Annotated in this window: 17 protein-coding genes; 10 read left to right on the top strand and 7 right to left on the bottom strand. The window is 71.7% G+C overall.

Going from position 1 to position 18,981, the window contains the following annotated elements; all coding sequences use genetic code 11:
• Nucleotides 1-284: 284 nt before the first annotated feature.
• Both QRX60_RS06760 and QRX60_RS06755 read right to left on the bottom strand, forming a co-directional pair.
• Nucleotides 285-737, bottom strand: coding sequence for a flavodoxin family protein (locus QRX60_RS06760; protein ID WP_285999941.1), 453 nt, complete (start codon nt 735-737; stop codon nt 285-287).
• The gene (locus QRX60_RS06755) at nt 737-2,371 is read right to left on the bottom strand and encodes a phospho-sugar mutase (protein WP_285999940.1); all 1,635 of its coding nucleotides are present in this window, start codon (nt 2,369-2,371) and stop codon (nt 737-739) included. Before QRX60_RS06755 ends, QRX60_RS06760 begins: the two co-directional genes overlap by 1 nt.
• Nucleotides 2,372-2,401: 30 nt before the next feature.
• Here QRX60_RS06755 and QRX60_RS06750 point away from each other — a divergent pair, with 30 nt between their 5' ends.
• Nucleotides 2,402-3,562, top strand: coding sequence for a glycosyltransferase (locus QRX60_RS06750; RefSeq protein WP_285999939.1), 1,161 nt, complete (start codon nt 2,402-2,404; stop codon nt 3,560-3,562).
• 81 nt (nt 3,563-3,643) lie between these two features.
• On the opposite strand, the gene QRX60_RS06745 is transcribed toward QRX60_RS06750, so the two are convergent.
• Genes QRX60_RS06745 through QRX60_RS06735 form a run of 3 tightly spaced genes read right to left on the bottom strand, consistent with a single transcriptional unit; the run spans nt 3,644 to nt 5,789 of the window.
• Nucleotides 3,644-4,423 (bottom strand): purine-nucleoside phosphorylase, encoded by a 780-nt coding sequence (locus tag QRX60_RS06745; protein WP_285999938.1) that lies wholly within the window; start codon nt 4,421-4,423, stop codon nt 3,644-3,646.
• Nucleotides 4,420-4,845: an ABA4-like family protein gene (locus QRX60_RS06740; RefSeq protein WP_285999937.1), complete on the bottom strand. Its 426-nt coding sequence runs from the start codon at nt 4,843-4,845 to the stop codon at nt 4,420-4,422. Before QRX60_RS06740 ends, QRX60_RS06745 begins: the two co-directional genes overlap by 4 nt.
• Complete coding sequence (locus tag QRX60_RS06735; RefSeq protein WP_285999936.1) at nt 4,842-5,789, bottom strand: hypothetical protein; 948 nt, start codon at nt 5,787-5,789, stop codon at nt 4,842-4,844. The genes QRX60_RS06740 and QRX60_RS06735 overlap by 4 nt, the downstream gene beginning before the upstream one ends.
• 114 nt (nt 5,790-5,903) lie before the next feature.
• Here QRX60_RS06735 and QRX60_RS06730 point away from each other — a divergent pair, with 114 nt between their 5' ends.
• Nucleotides 5,904-6,542, top strand: coding sequence for a MerR family transcriptional regulator (locus tag QRX60_RS06730; RefSeq protein ID WP_285999935.1), 639 nt, complete (start codon nt 5,904-5,906; stop codon nt 6,540-6,542).
• Here the strand turns inward: QRX60_RS06730 and QRX60_RS06725 are convergent.
• A complete protein-coding gene (locus tag QRX60_RS06725) occupies nt 6,539-8,272 on the bottom strand; it encodes a serine/threonine-protein kinase (protein WP_408630260.1) in 1,734 nt (577 codons plus the stop codon). The two genes, QRX60_RS06730 and QRX60_RS06725, sit on opposite strands and share 4 nt — an antisense overlap.
• A gap of 123 nt (nt 8,273-8,395) precedes the next feature.
• Between QRX60_RS06725 and QRX60_RS06720 the strand changes: the two genes are divergently transcribed.
• The 6 genes from QRX60_RS06720 to QRX60_RS06695 all read left to right on the top strand — a co-directional run bounded on the left by QRX60_RS06720 (nt 8,396) and on the right by QRX60_RS06695 (nt 16,312).
• Nucleotides 8,396-10,231, top strand: a complete 1,836-nt coding sequence (locus QRX60_RS06720; protein ID WP_285999933.1) for a methylmalonyl-CoA mutase family protein — start codon at nt 8,396-8,398, stop codon at nt 10,229-10,231.
• The gene (scpA, locus tag QRX60_RS06715) at nt 10,228-12,396 is read left to right on the top strand and encodes a methylmalonyl-CoA mutase (protein WP_285999932.1); all 2,169 of its coding nucleotides are present in this window, start codon (nt 10,228-10,230) and stop codon (nt 12,394-12,396) included. The genes QRX60_RS06720 and scpA overlap by 4 nt, the downstream gene beginning before the upstream one ends.
• Before the next feature lie 3 nt (nt 12,397-12,399).
• Entirely contained in the window at nt 12,400-13,395 is a 996-nt protein-coding gene (gene meaB / locus QRX60_RS06710) for a methylmalonyl Co-A mutase-associated GTPase MeaB (RefSeq protein ID WP_285999931.1), read from the top strand.
• Nucleotides 13,396-13,444: 49 nt separating this feature from the next.
• On the top strand, nt 13,445-13,747 hold the full coding sequence (locus QRX60_RS06705) for a hypothetical protein (protein WP_285999930.1): 303 nt from the start codon (nt 13,445-13,447) through the stop codon (nt 13,745-13,747).
• Between the two features lie 197 nt (nt 13,748-13,944).
• Nucleotides 13,945-15,246, top strand: a complete 1,302-nt coding sequence (locus tag QRX60_RS06700; protein ID WP_285999929.1) for an amidohydrolase — start codon at nt 13,945-13,947, stop codon at nt 15,244-15,246.
• A gap of 166 nt (nt 15,247-15,412) precedes the next feature.
• On the top strand, nt 15,413-16,312 hold the full coding sequence (locus tag QRX60_RS06695) for a DUF559 domain-containing protein (protein ID WP_285999928.1): 900 nt from the start codon (nt 15,413-15,415) through the stop codon (nt 16,310-16,312).
• A gap of 60 nt (nt 16,313-16,372) precedes the next feature.
• Here QRX60_RS06695 and QRX60_RS06690 read toward each other — a convergent pair whose 3' ends face one another.
• A complete protein-coding gene (locus QRX60_RS06690; protein ID WP_285999927.1) occupies nt 16,373-16,825 on the bottom strand; it encodes a gamma-glutamylcyclotransferase in 453 nt (150 codons plus the stop codon).
• A 128-nt stretch (nt 16,826-16,953) separates the two neighbouring features.
• On the opposite strand from QRX60_RS06690, the gene QRX60_RS06685 reads away from it, so the two are divergent.
• Together QRX60_RS06685 and QRX60_RS06680 are read left to right on the top strand one after the other, a co-directional pair.
• A complete protein-coding gene (locus QRX60_RS06685) occupies nt 16,954-18,354 on the top strand; it encodes an NAD(P)H-quinone dehydrogenase (protein ID WP_285999926.1) in 1,401 nt (466 codons plus the stop codon).
• Nucleotides 18,355-18,427: 73 nt separating this feature from the next.
• On the top strand, nt 18,428-18,886 hold the full coding sequence (locus QRX60_RS06680; protein ID WP_285999925.1) for a hypothetical protein: 459 nt from the start codon (nt 18,428-18,430) through the stop codon (nt 18,884-18,886).
• Nucleotides 18,887-18,981: the final 95 nt, after the last annotated feature.

Here is an 18,981-nt window from a genome sequence, read left to right as displayed (position 1 = left end):
ACCACTGTACGCACATGTTGACAGCTATCGTATGCAGTGGTTTACAGTTGTCGCGCCTCTCGTCTTGCTCTCCGTACCCTGGGGGTGTACGGAACAGCAAGACGAGAGGCCGTCGTGTCCGCCGACTCGTCATGATCCGCGGTCTGTAGTACGCTTCAGCTGCCAAGGTCGAACGCCCTCGCGGCGATCCCTTGGCCACGGCCTGTTGCCGGAGGTCGACCCCCAGGGCTTCCGGTGACAGGCCCCTTACTTTTCGGGACATCGTTTACCCAGGCGCACCGGCCTCAGGGCATCAGCGTCGCGGCCAGGGTGCCGCCCAGCTCGGTGCACGCCTCCAGGGTCTTCTTGTCCGGCTCACCCGTGGAGATCACCGCGTCCGCCGCCTTCTCCCAGGCCAGACCGGTGGTGATCGAGAGCAGCTGGCGTTCCGTTCCCGCGGTGTCGCTGGTGCCGTGGATCCAGTACCCGAACGGGCGGCCGCGCGTGGCGTCCAGGCACGGGTAGTAGACGGTGTCGAAGAAGTGCTTCAGCGCACCGCTCATGCTGCCCAGGTTCGCCGGCGTGCCCAGCAGGTAGCCGTCCGCCCCGAGGACGTCGGGGACGGTGGCCGCCAAGGCCGCCCGGCGGACCACCTCCACCCCTTCGATGTCCGGGTGCGTCGCGCCGGCCAGCACCGCCTCGAACAGCGCCTGGGTCGACGGCGACGGCGTGTGGTGCACGATCAGCAGCCTCGGCATCAGGCGAGCAGCTCCTCGACGGCGGTCCGCACCGCGCGCAGCCGCGCGTTCGCGGCAGCGCGGGCCTCCGCCAGCGAACCCGTCACCGGCGCCACGACCTGCAGGTACGCCTTCAGCTTCGGCTCGGTCCCGGACGGCCGCACGACGACCCGCACCCCTTCGCCGGTGAGCCGCAGCACGTCCGCGTCCGGCAGCAGGTCCTGCAGGCTCACCTCGACCCCGCCCAGCTCCGCCGGCGGCGTCTCCCGCACCTTCGCCATCAGCTGCCCGCGGACGGCGAGGTCGGTGACCCGCAGCGAAACCTGGTCGGTGAGGTGGACGCCGTGGCGCTGCGCCAGCTCGTCCAGCACGTCCAGCGGCGTGCGGCCCTCCGCCTTCAGCCGCGCGGTGTAGCCGGCCGCCAGCGTCGCGGCGGCGATGCCGTCCTTGTCCCGCACGAAGCCCGGGTTCACGCACAGGCCGAGCGCTTCTTCGTAGGCGAAGACGAGCCCTTCGCCGGCGCGGACCAGCCACTTGAACCCGGTCAGCGTCTCGGCGTAGCGGGCGCCCTCGGCCTTCGCGATCTCGCCGAGCATCGACGACGAGACGATCGTCGTCGCGACCAGCGGGTCCGGCAGGAGCGTGCGGTCCACTGTGGACAGGACGTACGAGCCGAGCAGCACGCCGGTCTCGTCGCCGCGCAGCATCCGCCACTCGCCGCCGGAGTCCCGCACGCCCAGCGCGCACCGGTCGGCGTCCGGGTCGAGCGCGACGGCCAGGTCGGCGTCCACATCGGACGCCAGCGCCAGCAGCAGGTCGGTCGCGCCCGGCTCCTCCGGGTTCGGGAACGACACCGTCGGGAAGTCGGGGTCCGGCGCGGCCTGGTCGTCCACCAGGTGCAGGTCGGTGAACCCGGCCCGCTCGAACGCGGCGCGCAGCGTGTCGGCGCCGACGCCGTGCAACGCCGTCGCGGCCACGCGCACCGCGCGCTCGGCGCCCAGCGGCAGCGTCGCGACCTCGTCGAGGTAGGCGTCCAGCAGGTCGACGACTTCGGCGCCGGGTGCCCGCGGCACGCTCACCGCGGCGGGCGCGGCCTGGATGGCCCGCTCGATCTCGCCGTCGGACGGCGGCACGATCTGCCCGCCGGTCGCGTCGTAGAGCTTGTACCCGTTGTCCGCCGGGGGGTTGTGCGACGCGGTGATCTGGATCCCGGCCACCGCGCCGAGCCGGCCGACCGCGAACGCGAGGAGCGGCGTCGGCAGCGGGCGGGGGAACACCTTGACGTCGAAGCCCGCCGCGGTGAGCACCTCGGCGGCCGCGGTCGCGAAGGCTTCCGAGCCGTGCCGCGCGTCGCGGCCGACGACGACCAGCGCGCCCGCGTGCCCGTGTGCCTTCAGCCACTCCGCCACGCCGGCGGTCGTGCGCGTGACGACCGCCACGTTCATCCCGTTCGGCCCGGCGCGCACCGGCCCGCGCAGGCCGGCGGTCCCGAACTCGAGGGGCCCGGCCATCCGATCGGCCAGCTCGTCGGCGGCACCGGCTTCGCCACCCATCGCGCGGGCGAGGACGTCCTGCAGTTCGGCGCGGGTGCTGTCGTCCGGGTCGTCGGCGATCCAGCGGAACGCGGTGTCACGCAGCGTGGAGGTCGAAGTCACCGCGCCAGCCTACGGGCTAGGGTCGGGGGAGTGCGCTTGCTCTTCACCTCACTGGGGTCCTTCGGTCACACGTTCCCGCTCGTCCCGCTGGCGGTCGCCGCGCGCGACGCGGGCCACGACGTCGTCTTCGCCACGTCCGAAGACTTCCTGCCACAGCTGACGAAAGCCGGTCTCGAGACGGCGGCCGCCGGGCTCGCCATCAAGGACGCGTTCGGCCGGGCGTTCGCCGAAGCCGGCGCGGCCGGTCCGCGGCGCCCGCCCGGCGAGATCCCGCCGGAGGTCCTCGCCCCGGTCGTCGCGAGGGTGTTCGGCGAGCTGATGCCGCAGCGGTTCGTCGCCGACCTGCTGCCGCTGTTCTCGCGTTTCCGGCCCGACCTCGTCGTGAGCGAATCCGGCAACTCGGGTGGCGCGTTCGCCGCGATGAAGGCCGGGATCCCGGTGGTGGCGCACGGTTTCGGCCGGGTGTCGAGCGACGACCCGATGGTGACGCGGATCCGCGACGCGATCCGTGCGCACGGCGCGGAACTGGGCATCGACGTCGGGGAGGACCTGGCGTTCGCGGGGCCGTTCGTCGACATCTGCCCGGAGTCGGTGCAGGATCCGGGGTTCCTGGCGCGCACGACGCGCGTGCCGCTGCGGCCGGTCGGCTGGAGCGAGCCGGGCGAGCTGCCCGCCGGGGTGCTGGAGCGCTCGCGGCCGCTGGTCTACCTGACGCTCGGCACGGCGATGGGCCACGCGGGCGTCCTGGGCGCGGCGATCGCCGGACTGTCCGGGTTGGACGTCGACGTCCTGGTCGCCACCGGCCCGACGGTCGACCCGGCGGCGCTCGGCGAGGTCCCGGCCAACGTGCGGCTCGAGGCGTGGGTCCCGCAGTCGGAGCTGCTGCCGCACGTGGACCTGGTGGTCCACCACGGCGGCAGCGGCACGACGCTCGGCGCGTTCGGCGCGGGCCTCCCGCAGCTGCTCCTGCCGCAGGGTGCGGACCAGTTCAGCAACGCGGACGCGGTCCTGACGGCCGGCGTCGGCTCGCGGTTGCTCGCCGCCGAGGTCACCGCCGACGCCGTCGCATCCGCAGCGCGCGACCTGCTCACGGACACCGCGGTCGCCGACGCGACGCGCCGGCTCGCGGCGGAGGTGGCGGCAATGCCGACCCCACCCGAGGTGGCCGCCCGCCTCCCCACCTTCGCCTGACCCCCGCGTCACTTTCCCCGTGAAAGTGTTGTGGAGAACCTACCTCCGGAACACTTTCACGGGGAAAGTGACGGGTTGGGGTCAGGCGCGGGAGACGAGCTCACGCAGCAGGGAGCCCATCCGGGTCGCGGCCGCGCGGCCCGCTTCCAGGACTTCTTCGTGGTTCAGCGGCTCGCCCGTCATCCCGGCGGCCAGGTTCGTCACCAGCGACAGGCCGAACACCTCGACCCCGGCCGCGCGCGCCGCGATGGCCTCCAGGACCGTCGACATGCCGACCAGGTCCGCGCCCAGCGTGCGCAGCATGTGGATCTCCGCCGGCGTCTCGAAGTGCGGCCCGGTCAGGCCCGCGTAGACGCCTTCCTCGAGCGACGGGTCGATCTCGCGGGCGATCCCGCGCAGCCGCGCCGAGTACAGGTCGGTCAGGTCGACGAAGTTCGCGCCGACGATCGGCGAGCGCGCGGTCAGGTTCAGGTGGTCGGAGATCAGCACCGGCTGACCCACCTGGAACCCCTCGCGCAGCCCGCCCGCCGCGTTCGTCAGCAGCACCGTCCGGACGCCGGCCGCCGCCGCGGTGCGCACGTTGTGCACCACCGGGTCGATGCCCTTGCCCTCGTAGAAGTGCGTCCGCCCCAGCATCACCAGGACGTTCTTGTCGCCGACCTTCAGCGAGCGGATGGTGCCGCCGTGGCCCACCGCGCCGGGCGTGGTGAAGCCGGGCAGTTCGGCGAACGGGATCTCCGTCTCGCACTCCCCGATGACGTCCGCCGCCGGGCGCCAGCCCGACCCCAGGACCACCGCGATGTCGTGCGCGTCCACGCCGGTGCGCTTGGCGATGGCGCTCGCGGCCTCGTGTTCACTCATGCGAGGGAGCGTATCCGGACGCTCCTCACCACGAGGAACACCACCAGCCCGAACGGGGAGAGGAAGATCGTCAGCACCAGGATCGGGCTCACGATCCACGGCGAGAGCCCGTGTTCGCGCGCTTCGAAGTACATCCACCGCGCGATGAACAGGTCGAACGCGATGAGGTGCGCCCAGACGAGCCCCGCGCCCCACGGCGTGGCGAGCAGCGTCTGCAGCACGCCGAGGTCGGGCCGGAGCATCGCCCGTCCCCACTCGCCGAAGTGCGGCAGCACGAGCGCGAAGTAGCAGGCGAGCGGCAGCAGCGGCACCCACGGCGACGCCATGATCCGCGGTGTCCAGCGCCACTTTGGCGCCAGGATCAGCACGGCCCAGAACGGCGTCGCCAGCGGGAACGCCCAGGTGAACAGCGCCTGGGTCATCGGACCCGCACCCGCACCGCGGCGAACGCGCCCAGCGCGACCCCCGCCACGAGCAGGGCGAACACGCCCAGCGTCGCCGCGTCCGGGTGCACGATCGACTGCGCCCGCAACGCCTGCCAGGTCACCAGCGCGGTCAGCCCCGCGTACCCGGCCGCGCCGACCAGGACGAGCCGCGCGCGGACGGCGTCCTCGCGCAGCCGGGCGAAGCGCGGGGCCAGTGCCGCGAGCGCGAGGGCCAGCAGTGGCAGCGCCTGCAGCGCGTGCATCCCGACGAAGTGCGGGATCCGCAGGTCGCCGGCGACCGTGCTCCAGCCGAGGATCGGCAGGCCGGGGCCGCCGTCGGCGAGCCCGACGGTGTGCGCGCCGACCATGTCCGGCCGCCCGCCGGTCTGCCACTGCGCGAGCTGCTGCGCGGTCGGCGACGTCATCAGGATGCCCAGCGAGATCCCCGCCAGCGACAGGACGGCCCCGGCGCGCACGGCCCAGAAACTCGCGCGATCCTCGATCTTCGTGACCATCACCAGCACGGTGAGCACGAGCGTCGCGACCCACAGGCCCATGATCATCTTGCCCATGACGTTGTAGATCAGGGCGTCCTGCGGCGTCGCGTTGTTGAAGTGGCTCGCCCGGCCGCGCGCGGCCTGGAACACGAGCAGCACGTACTCGGCGGCGAAGACGAGCACCAGGAAGTTCGTCAGCCAGTTCGCCGTGCGCCGGAACCGCGGCAGCAGCGAGACGAGCCAGCTCCAGGTGGCGAAGTAGAGCGTGCCGGACACCGCGAACTTGAACGGCTTCGCCCAGATCGGCGCGCCGGCCAGAGTCCGCTGGTCGACGAGCAGTGCGGCGACGCAGAGCACCGCCACCACCCCCAGGGTGGCGGCCGCCAGTGCGGACGGCCGGTGCCACCCGCGCGTTCTGCTCCGGACGTCGGCAAGGATGGTCATGGTTCCCTCCCAGAATGGATAGTCAAGCTCTCCGTTATGGGAAGCTAAACTATCCATGCTGAGAAGTCTTCAGGGTTGACCCGGAGCCCGGCCCTGAGATCGGAGCGCGAGCGCATGCGGATGGCCGAACTGAGTGCCGGGTCGGGGGTGCCGGTCGCGACCGTCAAGTACTACCTGCGCGAAGGCCTGCTCCCGCCGGGCGAGCGCACCAGCCCCAACCAGGCGCGGTACTCCGCCGCCCACGTCCAGCGGCTCCGGCTGATCAAGGCGCTCACCGAGGTCGGCGGCCTGCCCCTGGCCTCGGTCGGCGCCGTCCTCGCGGCGGTCGACGGCGACGAGACCCCGCACGAGACGATGGGCGTGGTCCAGCAGGAGCTGGCCGGCGCGCCGCCGAAGGTCTCGGACGAGGCTGCCGCGTGGGCGTCCGGGCTGCTCCACGACCTGGCCCGCCGGCACGGCTGGAAGTGGCACGAGCCGGAGAACCGGACGGTCGGCAACCTGGTCGCCGCGCTGGCGACGGCGAAGGAGCTCGGGCACGAGAAGCTCGCCGAACGCCTGGACGAGTACTTCGAGCTGGCGGTGCGCGTCGCCGAGCTGGACGTCGAGGTCGTGACGGGACTGACGTCGTTCGACAAGATCATCGAGGCCGGCCTGGTCGCCACGGTGCTGGGCGACCGCATCTTCACCGGCCTGCGCCACCTCGCGCAGGAGCACGTGTCCCGCGACGTCCTGCGCCGGGCGCCCGGCCGCTAGTCCGAGACCCGCAGGGTGGGCGCGACGGGGTTGAAGACGTCCGCCTCGCCCGCGCTCTCCTGCTCGGCCGGCACGGTGACCGACAGGATCCACAGGCTCGTGCCGGCCTGGACCAGCTTCATGAACGTCGCGCGGGTGCCGCCGCCGTCGCTCTGGGGGGCCGTGCCGCCCTCGACCAGGCGGTAGGTCACCGTGGCGCTCTTGCCGTCCGCCGACGTCACCGGCGGGGAGAGCGCGAGCGAGCCGCCCGGGTAGGACCCCCGCAGCCAGGCGATGTAGTCCTCGTAGCTGTCGCTCTGGTCGAAGTACTTCGCCAGCCGTTCCAGGCGCAGCGACCGCCGCCCGTCCGGCGACACGTACTGGATGGCCAGGCTCACCCCGAACTTGGTGTTGTGCGGGGCGGAGAACTTCTGCCAGCCCTCCGGTACGTCGAGGCTGTACTGCCCGCCGTCGCCGTTCACGTAGCTGCCGTTGCCGGTCTGGGACACCAGCGTCGGCGGCGGCACCTTGGTGGGCCCGTTCGACTTCGGCGCCGGCTCGGCGGCCGGCGGCAGCAGCGACTGCCCGCCGACTGTCCTGGCCAGCGCGAACCCGCCGCCCGCGGCCAGCAGGAAGAGCAGGACCGCCACGGCCGCGAGCACGGCGGTCGCCCGCGCGGTCCGCCGCCCGGACATCCGCGGCGGCGGGACGAACACCGTCGCCGCCTCCGGCGGAGCCGACGGGGCCGGGGCCGGGGCGGGCGTGGGCGGCCGCAGGAACGGCAGCGGACCCGGGTCGGTGGCGAGCTCGCTGCTCGACCCCTCGGCCTTCTTCTCCGCCTTCTCGGGCAGGACGGTCTTGATCACCTGGGTGTCGGTCGCGTCCGGCTGCGCGGACGTCTTCTTGCCGTCCGGGGTGCGGAACAGGTCCGGCCCGAACAGGTCGAGCGGCGTCTTCGTCTGCAGCGGGTACAGCCGGTGCCGGACCTCGCGCAGCGTGATCCGGTCGCCGGGCTCCTTCTTCATAAGCGCGGAGATGACGTTGGCGAGCGGCCCGGCCTTCGGCTTGGGCACCTTGCCGTTGACGACCTTGCCGACGGTCTCCAGCGGGTCGCCGTCGGCGTCGTACGGCGGCGCGCCCTCGACCGCGGCGAACAGCGTCGCGCCGAGGCCCCACAGGTCGGCGGCGGGGATGACCGCGCCGCCGGAGGCGACCTCCGGGGCGATGTAGGCGGGGGAGCCGAGCATGATCCCGGTGCGGGTCATGGTCGCCTCGGAGACGTTGCGCGCGATGCCGAAGTCGGTCAGCTTGATCCGGCCGTCGCTCGCGACCAGGACGTTGCCGGGCTTGACGTCGCGGTGGGTGATCCCGGCGGCGTGCGCGGCCTCCAGCGCGGACGCCACGGCGATGCCGACCGCCGCGGCCTGCTCGACGGTCAGCGGCCCGTGGTCGCGCAGGATGTGCGCCAGGCTGCGCGAGGGCAGCAGCTCCATCACCACGAACGGCTGGTCGTCCTCGCGGGCGACGTCGTGCAGGATGATCACGTTCGGATGGGACAGGACGGCGATCGCGCGGGCTTCGCGCAGTGTGCGCTCCCGCAGCTCGTCCGCCTGCGACGACGGGATGCCCGGCGGCACCTTCATTTCCTTGACGGCCACCTGGCGGTGCAGGAACTCGTCGTACGCCGACCAGACGGTGCCCATCGACCCGGAGCCCAGCACCGAGCGCAGGCGGTAGCGACCGGCGACCAGTCGTTTCTCTTCGCTGGAGGGGGGCACCCCCTGATTGTGTCGTACCCGGTCGGCCCTTATCTGCCTAGGGGCGCGACTAGAGTCACAGGTCGGACGCGGCCCGTGCCTCTACCATCACTGGGTATGACTGAAGTGGCCGGTCCGGAGTCAGCGCCGATCTCCGAACTCGACCTCGCGGCCGAGTTCCCCCAGGCGACGCGCGAGCAGTGGCAGGAGCTCGTGGCCGGGGTGCTGCGCAAGAGCGGCAAGCTGCCGGAGGACTTCACGGGCGCCCCGGAGAGCAAGCTCGTCACGCGGACCTACGACGGCATCGAGATCCAGCCGCTCTACACCGCGGACGACGTCCCGGGCGACAGCGGCTTCCCCGGGTTGCCGCCGTTCGTGCGCGGTTCCCGCCCGGAAGGCCAGGTCAGCACGGGCTGGGACGTCCGGGCCCGGTTCACCGGCGAAGACGCGCGCGAGGTCAACCGCGCGATCCTCGCCGACCTCGAAGGCGGCGTGACGTCGATCTGGCTGTCCGTCCCGCCCGCGTCGCTCGCCGACGCGCTCAACGAGGTCTACCTCGACCTGGCGCCGGTGGTCCTGGACGCCGGGGCCGGCTACGAAGCCGCGGCGGAAGCGCTGTTGGAGCTGTTCGACGAGCGCGAGATCCCGGCGAGCGAAGCCACCGCGGTGCTGGGGGCCGACCCGATCGGGCTCGCGGCGCGCACCGGCTCGGCCGTCGAGCTCGAACCGGCCGCCGCGCTCGCCGCGCGCGTCGCCGGCAAGTACCCGAAGGTGCGCACGCTCGTCGCCGACGGCCTGCCGTTCCACGAGGCCGGCGGGTCGGACGCGCAGGAGCTGGGCGCGCTGGTCGCCGCCGGCGTCACCTACCTGCGGTCGTTGACCGACGCGGGCCTCGACGCCGAAGCCGCGGCGGGGCAGCTCGAATTCCGGATCGCCGCGACCGCCGACCAGTTCTCCACCATCGCGAAGCTGCGCGCGGCCCGCCGCCTGTGGGCCCGCGTCGCCGAAGTCTGCGGGTTCTCCTCGCCGATGCGCCAGCACGCCGTGACGTCGCCGTCGATGCTGACCCGGCGCGACCCCTGGGTGAACATGCTGCGCACCACGGTCGCCTGCTTCGGCGCGGGCGTCGGCGGCGCGGACGCGGTCACGGTGCTGCCGTTCGACGCCGCGATCGGCAAGCCCGACGCCTTCTCGTCGCGGATCGCGCGCAACACGCACGCGGTGCTGCTGGAGGAGTCCAAGCTGGCCGGCGTCGTCGACCCGGCGGGCGGCTCCTGGTACGTCGAGAAGCTGACCGACGACCTCGCGCACGCCGCCTGGGCCGAGTTCACCGCCATCGAGGGCGCGGGCGGCCTGGTCGCCGAGCTCGCGTCCGGCGCGCTGGCCGGCCGGCTCGCCGAGACGTGGGAGAAGCGCTCGAAGCGGATCGCCACCCGGCGCGACCCGCTCACCGGCGTCAGCGAGTTCCCGAACCTGGCCGAGAAGCCCGTGGTCCGGACGCCCGTGGAGTCCACTGTGGAAGGTGGGCTGCCGCGGCACCGGTATGCCGAAGGCTTCGAGGCGCTGCGAGACGCGTCGGACGCGTATCTCGCCTCGACCGGCGCACGGCCGAAGGTCTTCCTGGCCACGCTCGGCCCGGTCGCCGCGCACACCGCGCGGGCCGGCTTCGCCGCCAACCTCTTCCAGGCGGGCGGGATCGAGGTCGTCAACCCGGGCGCGACCGACGACCTGCCCGGCGCGTTCCGCGAGTCCGGCGCGAAGATCGCCTGCCTCTGCGGCACCGACGACGCCTATGCGGCGCAGGCGGCCGACGTCGCCGCGTCCCTCGGCGCCGACTACGTACTACTGGCGGGCAAGGGCTCGTACGACGGCGTCGACGCCAACGTCTTCGCCGGCTGCGACGCCCTCGACGTCCTGAACGGCCTGCACGTCAAGCTGGGAGTTGCGCGATGACCATCCCGAACTTCGCCGGCCTCGACCTCGGCACCCCTGCGCCGGCCGACCGCGACACGTGGGCGCGCGCGGTGGAGGCCGCCACGGGCAAGGGCCCGGACGCGCTGGCCTGGGAGACGCCCGAGGGCATCGGCGTCAAGCCGGTCTACACCGCCGACGACCTGTCCGATGTGGACTTCCTGGCCACGTACCCCGGCATCGCGCCCTTCCTGCGCGGGCCGTACCCGACGATGTACGTCAACCAGCCGTGGACCATCCGCCAGTACGCCGGGTTCTCCACCGCCGAGGAGTCCAACGCCTTCTACCGGCGCAACCTCGCCGCCGGCCAGAAGGGCCTTTCGGTCGCCTTCGACCTGGCCACCCACCGCGGTTACGACTCCGACCACCCGCGCGTCTCCGGCGACGTCGGCATGGCGGGCGTCGCGATCGACTCCATCTACGACATGCGGCAGCTCTTCGACGGCATCCCGCTCGACAAGATGTCGGTCTCCATGACGATGAACGGCGCGGTGCTGCCGGTGCTGGCGCTCTACGTCGTCGCGGCCGAGGAGCAGGGGGTGAAGCCGGAGCAGCTCGCGGGGACCATCCAGAACGACATCCTCAAGGAGTTCATGGTCCGCAACACCTACATCTACCCGCCGCAGCCGTCGATGCGGATCATCTCCGACATCTTCTCCTTCACTTCGCAGCACATGCCGAAGTACAACTCGATCTCCATCTCCGGCTACCACATGCAGGAGGCCGGGGCGACGGCCGACCTCGAGCTGGCGTACACCCTCGCCGACGGTGTCGAGTACATCCGGTCGGGCGTGGACGCCGGGCTCAGCGTCGACAAGTTCGCGCCGCGGCTGTCGTTCTTCTGGGCGATCGGCATGAACTTCTTCATGGAGGTCGCGAAGCTGCGCGCGGCGCGGCTGCTGTGGGCGAAGCTGGTCAAGGGTTTCGACCCGAAGTCTCCGAAGTCGCTCTCGCTGCGCACGCACTCCCAGACCTCGGGCTGGTCGCTGACCGCGCAGGACGTCTACAACAACGTCGTCCGCACCTGCGTCGAGGCGATGGCGGCGACCCAGGGGCACACGCAGTCGCTGCACACCAACGCCCTCGACGAGGCCCTCGCGCTGCCGACGGACTTCTCCGCGCGGATCGCCCGCAACACGCAGCTGCTGCTGCAGCAGGAGTCGGGCACCACGCGCGTGATCGACCCGTGGGGCGGCAGCGCGTTCGTCGAGAAGCTGACCTACGACCTCGCGCGCAAGGCCTGGGGCCACATCAGCGAGGTCGAGCAGGCCGGCGGCATGGCCAAGGCGATCGACGCGGGCATCCCCAAGCTGCGCATCGAGGAGGCCGCGGCCCGCACCCAGGCCCGGATCGACTCCGGCCGGCAGCCCGTCATCGGCGTGAACAAATACCAGGTCACCAGCGACGAGGACATCGAAGTCCTCAAGGTCGACAACGCCGGGGTCCGCACCCAGCAGCTGGAGAAGCTGCGGCGGCTGCGTGAAGAGCGCGACTCCGCCGCCACCGAGGACGCGTTGCGGCGCCTCACCGAAGGCGCCGGGAACGGCGGCAACCTCCTGGAGCTGGCCATCGGCGCGGCGCGGGCGAAAGCCACCGTCGGCGAGATCTCGGACGCGCTCGAGAAGCTCTGGGGCCGGCACTCCGGGCAGATCCGGACGATTTCGGGCGTCTACCGCGAAGAGGTGGGTAAGTCGCAGAACGTCGAGAAGGCCCGTCAGCTGGTCGAAGCGTTCGCCGCGGAGGAAGGGCGCCGTCCCCGGATCCTCGTCGCGAAGATGGGCCAGGACGGCCACGACCGCGGCCAGAAGGTGATCGCCACCGGCTTCGCCGACATCGGCTTCGACGTCGACGTCGGCCCGCTGTTCTCCACCCCGGCCGAGGTCGCGCGGCAGGCGATCGAGGCGGACGTGCACGTCGTCGGTGTCTCGTCGCTGGCCGCCGGGCACCTCTCGCTGGTGCCCGCGCTGCGCCACGAGCTCGCCGAGCTGGGCCGCGAGGACATCATGGTCGTGGTCGGCGGCGTCATCCCGCCGCAGGACTACCCGGCGCTGCGCGAGGCCGGCGCCGCCGCGATCTTCGGGCCCGGCACGGTGCTCGCGGACGCGGCCATCGACCTGCTCGGCCAGCTGACGGCGCAGGAGTCCTGACCCTTGCCGCGCAAGATCGACGTCGCCGCCTACGCCAAGGGCGTGCTGGCGGGGGACCGCGGGACGCTGTCGAAGGCGATCACGCTGGTCGAGTCGCAGCGGGCGGACCACCGGGAACTGGCGCAGGAGCTGCTCGTCGAGCTGCTGCCCTCTTCGGGTGGCGCGCAGCGCGTCGGCATCACCGGCGTCCCCGGTGTCGGCAAGTCGACATTCATCGACCAGCTGGGCACCGACCTCACCGCGGCCGGGCACCGCGTCGCCGTGCTCGCGGTCGACCCGTCGTCGACGCGCACGGGCGGGTCGATCCTCGGCGACAAGACCCGGATGGCGCGCCTGGCGGTCGACGAACGGGCGTTCATCCGGCCGTCGCCGACGTCCGGGACGCTGGGCGGGGTCGCGCGGGCGACGCGCGAGACGATCGTGCTGATGGAAGCCGCCGGCTACGACATCGTGCTGGTGGAGACGGTCGGCGTCGGGCAGTCCGAGGTGACCGTGGCGAACATGGTCGACTGCTTCCTCTTCCTCACCCTGGCCCGCACGGGTGACCAGCTCCAGGGCATCAAGAAGGGCGTGCTGGAGCTCGCCGACGTCATCGCCGTCAACAAGGCCGACGGCGACCACGAGCGGGACGCCCGCCGCGCGGCGCGGGAGCTCTCGGGCGCGCTGAGGATGATCTACGGACCCGAGTCGTCGTGGACGCCGCCGGTGCTGACCTGCAGCGGCCTGCACAACCTGCGGCTGGACGAGGTCTGGGCCGCGATCGTGCGGCACCGCGACACGCTCACGGCGTCCGGCGAGCTCGACGCGCGGCGACGTCAGCAGCAGGTCGACTGGACGTGGGCGATGGTTCGCGAACAGCTGCTGAGTCGCCTGGCGGCACATCCGGACGTGCGAACGGTCGTTCCGGACGTCGAACGGGCGGTGCGGGACGGTGAACTGACGGCTACCCTCGGTGCTCAGCGGATCCTCGACGCGTTCGGTCCACCGCGTGGTGGCTGACGCACCGGGCGTTCCGCGGGAGAATGCCTGGTCGTGGCGAAGGGATGACATGGCGAAACTGCGCGGTCTGGTCCTGGTCGGAGTGCTGGGCGCGGTGCTGTTCACCGCGTCGCCGGCGTTCGCCGAGCCGGTGCGTCCGGCAGCCGTCACGGCGACGGTGGCGCACGCGTCCGTCGCGCTGGTCCCGGTGCAGACCCAGCCGCCCGGCCCGGTCCTCGACCCGGCCCAGACGGACAAGGCGAACAGCGAAAAGACCAAGAACAAGCTGATCGCGGGCGTGGTCGCGGTGGCGCTGCTCGGCATCGTGATCTGGGGCAGGCGGATCCGCTCGAAGAAGGCGAAGAGTTCCTGACGCGTTCGGCTTTGCCGAACTACTGCACGCCGTTCAACGCAGATCCGGTACCGGCCATCTAGGGCGGCCGTCTTCGAGGCGCGCGTTGCCGCCTGCATGGTGCACGATCGTCTGCAAATGCGTACGACAGATCGATCGGCACGTTGCGTGACCCCAGCCGCTGCCCGGGTTACCCGTGTTGCGGGAGGAGGTGCGGCGTGACGGTGTTGGACTCACGACCGGACGTTCCAGGCGACCCCCATGGGCGCATCATCAACCCCATGGAGGGGTCCGAAGCGCTCATCTCCGAAGCGGGCGTAAGCATGGCTCCCGTGGAGGACCTAGGTGCGGGCCGCGGCCCGTTCTGGCTCGATGACTGGCTGCGTGCCAACGCGACCGACGTGCTCGCCTGGCGCCGGCACATCCACGCGCACCCGGAGCTGTCGCGGCACGAGTTCGCGACCACGGAGCTGGTGGTCACGCTGCTGCGCTCCGTCGGGCTCAAGCCGTGGGTGCTGCCCGGCGGCACCGGCGTCGTCTGCGACATCGGCAGCGGCGAGCGGTGCGTGGCGCTGCGCGCGGACATGGACGCCCTGCCGCTCACCGAGGCGACCGGGCTGCCCTACGCGTCGACCGTCGAAGGCGCGGCCCACATGTGCGGCCACGACGCCCACACGGCGATCCTGCTCGGCGCGGCCCGCGCCCTGGCGGGCGCGCCGGAGCTGCCCGGCCGCGTGCGGCTGATCTTCCAGCCCGCCGAAGAGGTCATGCCCGGCGGCGCGCTGGACATGATCGCGGCGGGCGCGCTGGACGGCGTCGAGCGGATCTACGGCCTGCACGTGGACCCGCGGCTGGAGGTCGGGCGCATCGGGATGCGCGTCGGCGCCCTGACGTCGGCGGCCGACCTGATCGAGCTGCGGCTGACCTCGCCGGGCGGTCACACGTCCCGGCCCCACCTGACCGCCGACCTGGTCCACGCGCTGGGCACGGTGATCACGTCGTTGCCGGCGGTGCTCTCGCGGCGGGTCGACCCGCGGTCGGGAACGGTGCTGGTCTGGGGCGCGGTCCACGCGGGCCAGGCGGCCAACGCGGTCCCGCAGGACGGTGTCCTGCGCGGCACCCTGCGCACGGCGGACCACGAGGTCTGGACGGCCCTGGAGCCGTTGGTGGCGTCGTCGGTCCAGTCGCTGCTGGCGCCGACCGGAGTGGGCTTCTCGCTGGACTACCGCCGCGGGGTCCCGCCGGTGGTCTCGGACGCGGAGTCGACGGCCCTGATGCGCGCGGGCGCGGAGGCGGCCCTCGGCGAAGGCGCGGTGGCCTCGACGGAGCAGTCCTCGGGCGGCGAAGACTTCGGCTGGTACCTGGAGCACATCCAGGGAGCCTTCGCCCGGCTGGGCGTCTGGCCGGGTTCCCCGGAACCCCAGTCCGACATCCACCGCCCCACGTTCATCCTGGACGAACGAGCCCTGCTCTGCGGAGTCCGAACCCTGGTCCACACAGCCCTAACCTCCCTCGCCTGACCCCGTGTCGTCCCTTCAATCACGGGTGTCGACCCTCTAATCACGCGTGTCGACCCTTCCCGCGCGGGTGGGGTTGTGCACAGGGTTATCCACAGGTAGGCAGTTATCCACAGATTGAGAATGAGGCCCTTCCATCCGGGCGTGGAAGGGCCTCATTCTCGATGTCGTGATCGAGTGGGCAAGGCGACATGGAGTGCTCTCGCGTGGCGAGGCCGACCGGATCCTAGGTCGGCGCAAGGTCATCGAGGGGCTTGAACGTGGGCTGCTGTCGCAGCCGTGGCGAGGTGTCGTCGTGCACGCCACCGACCTGCTGAAGCTGCCGACGAGAGCCGCTGCCGCGTTGCTCGCAGTCGGTCCTCCCGTTGCGCTGGCCGGCGTCACTTCTCTTGCCCTGCATGGCATTTCTGCTGCCGATGACCGCCTCATCCACGTGATGGTGCCGTACTCGCGGCGTATCCGGTCTCGGGCTGGTCTGGTCGTGCACCAGGGCGGCTTCCGGGACGAGGACGTGATCGAAATCGATGGTCTCGCGACGTTCCTGCTCGATCGCGCCCTGGCTGACTTCCTCTGCGACGGGGACAAGCGCGCGGCCTTCACCGCAGTCGACGAGGCCATGCGGGGACTGCCGCCGGATCACTGCGCGAAACTCCGGGAGAACGTGCGCGACCGGCTCGACGATCGCCGGGACCGCCGAGGTATCCACAGGGCCTTGATGCTCCTGGACCTCGCCACCGGCAAGGCAGAATCGCCTCCCGAGAGCGTGCTCCGGCTGGTCGTCGTCGAAGCCGGCTTTCCGGTGCCCGAGCCGCAGTACGAGATCGCCGCCATCGACGGCCGCAAGCTCTACGTGTTCGACATGGCTTGGCCGAGCAGACAGATCGCCCTCGAGTACGACGGGTTCGCCGCCCACGAGGAGCGGCGCGAATACGACCTCGAACGCGACGAGCGGATGGCGGCCCGCGGCTGGATCACCATCCGGGTCGTCGCGGCCGACCTCCGGGATCCAAGTCGCCTTCTGGCCGAGCTGCAGGACGCTTTCGACCGGCGATCGGGCCGGGCAGCGTGATCAGAAGGTCGACACGCGTGATTGAAGGGACGACACGCGTGATTGGAGGGTCGACACGGCTTAGCCGGTGATGCCGGAGCAGGGGCGGGTTCTGAGGTCGTCGACGTAGTCGGCTGGGGCTCCGGCCGCCTCGGCGGCGTCGGCCAGCACGCCCAGGTAGCGGGCCGAAGGCAGGCCGCCTTCGTAGGCGTCCAGGACGTAGAGCCAGGCCAGGACCGAGCCGTCCATCGTCTGGACCCGTAGCCGGATCTTCGAATGGATCCCCAGCTCGCCGCCTTCCCAGCGGTCCAGCCCGGTCTCGTCCAGTGACGTCACGTCGTACAACACGACGAAGACCCGGGAAGCCGGGTCTTCGACGATCGTCGCCAGGGCACCTTCCCACCCCAGGTCCTCACCGCCGAAGGTCAGGCGCCACCCCTCCAGCCAGCCGGTGCCGGCCATCGGAGAGTGCGGCGCGCGCTCCAGCATCTGGGCGGGCTCCATGTTCGATCCGTACGCGGCATACAACGGCACGCCGACAGCGTAGCGACCCCGGGCTGACCCGAGTGGACGCACTCGCCGTGTTCGCCCACTTCAGTGTCCGGTCACCTCCGCCGCGTACGGTGAGAGCACCGCAAGCACGCACTCCGAGGAGGACCCAGGTGACCAGGATCGTGATCATGGGCGGGGGCCCGGCCGGCTACGAAGCCGCGCTGGTCGCAGCCCAGCACGGGGCCGACGTCACGATCGTCGAGCGGGACGGCCTGGGTGGCGCCTGCGTCCTCTACGACTGCGTCCCTTCGAAGACGTTCATCGCGAGCTCGGGCGCGCTGGCGAAGATGCACGACCTCGGCGAGCTCGGCATCAACACCGACATGGCCGACACGAGCATCGACCTCCCGACCGTCCACGGCCGGGTGAAGGGCCTCGCGCTCGCCCAGTCCGCCGACATCCGCGCCCGCGTCCAGCGCGAAGGCGTCCGCGTCGTCATCGGCGAAGCCCGCTTCTGCGACGAAGAGCCCGGCCTCGCGACCCACAAGGTCGCCGTGACCACCTCCGAGGGCACCGAGAAGCTGCCCGCCGACGTCGTCCTGATCGCCACCGGCGCCACCCCGCGCGTGCTGCCCGGCGCGGTGCCCGACGGCGAGCGCATCCTCGACTGGCGCCAGCTCTACGAGCTCGAGCAGCTGCCCGAGCACCTCGCCGTGATCGGGTCGGGCGTCACCGGCGCCGAGTTCGCGTCCGCCTACACCGAGATGGGCGTCAAGGTCACCGTCGTCTCCAGCCGCGACCGCGTCCTCCCGCACGAGGACGCCGACGCCGCCGCGGTGCTCGAAGAGGTCTTCTCGCAGCGCGGCACGACCGTCGCGAAGCAGGCGCGCGCCGACCGCGTCGAGCGCACCGAAAAGGGCGTCGAGATCTTCCTCGCCGACGGCCGCGTGATCGAAGCCAGCCACGCGCTGATGACCGTCGGGTCGGTTCCCAACACCAAGGACATCGGCCTCGACAAGGTCGGCATCTCGCCCGGCCCCGGCGGGTTCATCACCGTCGACCGCGTTTCGCGCACCTCCGTTCCCGGGATCTACGCCGCCGGCGACTGCACCGGCGTGCTGATGCTGGCCTCGGTGGCGAGCATGCAGGGCCGCATCGCGATGTGGCACGCGCTGGGCGAAGGCGTCGCGCCGATCAAGCTCAAGACCGTCGCCGCCAACGTGTTCACCCACCCGGAGATCGCCACCGTCGGCATCAGCCAGCAGGCGATCGACTCCGGCGAGGTGCCCGCGCGCACCATCATGCTGCCCCTGGCCACCAACGCGCGCGCGAAGATGGAGGGCCTCCGCCGAGGCTTCGTGAAGCTGTTCTGCCGCCCCGCCACCGGCGTGGTCGTCGGTGGGGTCGTCGTGGCGCCGCAGGCGAGCGAGCTCATCCTTCCCATCGCGCTCGCCGTCCAGAACCAGCTCACAGTGGACCACCTGGCACTGACATTTTCGGTGTACCCGTCGCTGTCGGGCTCGATCACCGAGGCCGGCCGCCAGCTCATGCGTCACGACGATCTCGACTGACGAAGCACGCAACCCCGCCGTATCCCGTCGCGTCTTGTCGGTTGTACGGCTGAAGGACGCGAAGGGTGCGAAGGTGCGCAAGACGGTGGTTTTCGTTGTGGCAGCGATGATCGGGGCGACGGCGCTGGCGGGGCCGGCGATGGCGCAGCAGAGCACCGTCCCGGCTCCGAGTGGCGCTCCGGCGAAGGGAAGCGTCCAGCTCAACGTCAACACCGCGATCAACCAGTCGCTGGTGGACAAGTACGTCCGCGACGCGCCGAACGTCGCGCTGGCGAAGTGCGAAGGCGGTTCGCCGACGTTTTCCTCGCCGGCGCTGACCTTCTCCAACTACACCCCGGGCCCGTTCATGGGTGCCGACGCGAACATCAGCGCCGACGCCGCGCTCAAGCCGGGCACGCCCGCCGGGACGTACCCGCTGACCGTGACCTGCGGCAGCCAGACCTACAGCACTCGGTTCTCGGTGCCCGCGCCGCAGGTTTCGAAGGTGCCCTCCGGCGCCGCGAAAGCGGGCGACGGCAGCATGGCCGGCTGAATCCACGCCACCCCGAACCGCCTCGGAGCCATGCTCCGAGGCGGTTTTTTTGTGGGTTCCCGAAATGCGATTTCGCGACGCGTTCGTGACCTGCG

This window comes from Amycolatopsis mongoliensis (assembly GCF_030285665.1).
GTDB lineage: Bacteria > Actinomycetota > Actinomycetes > Mycobacteriales > Pseudonocardiaceae > Amycolatopsis > Amycolatopsis mongoliensis.
Note: the sequence above shows the minus strand (reverse complement) of the source record. Positions and strands in the feature narration are given on the sequence as shown.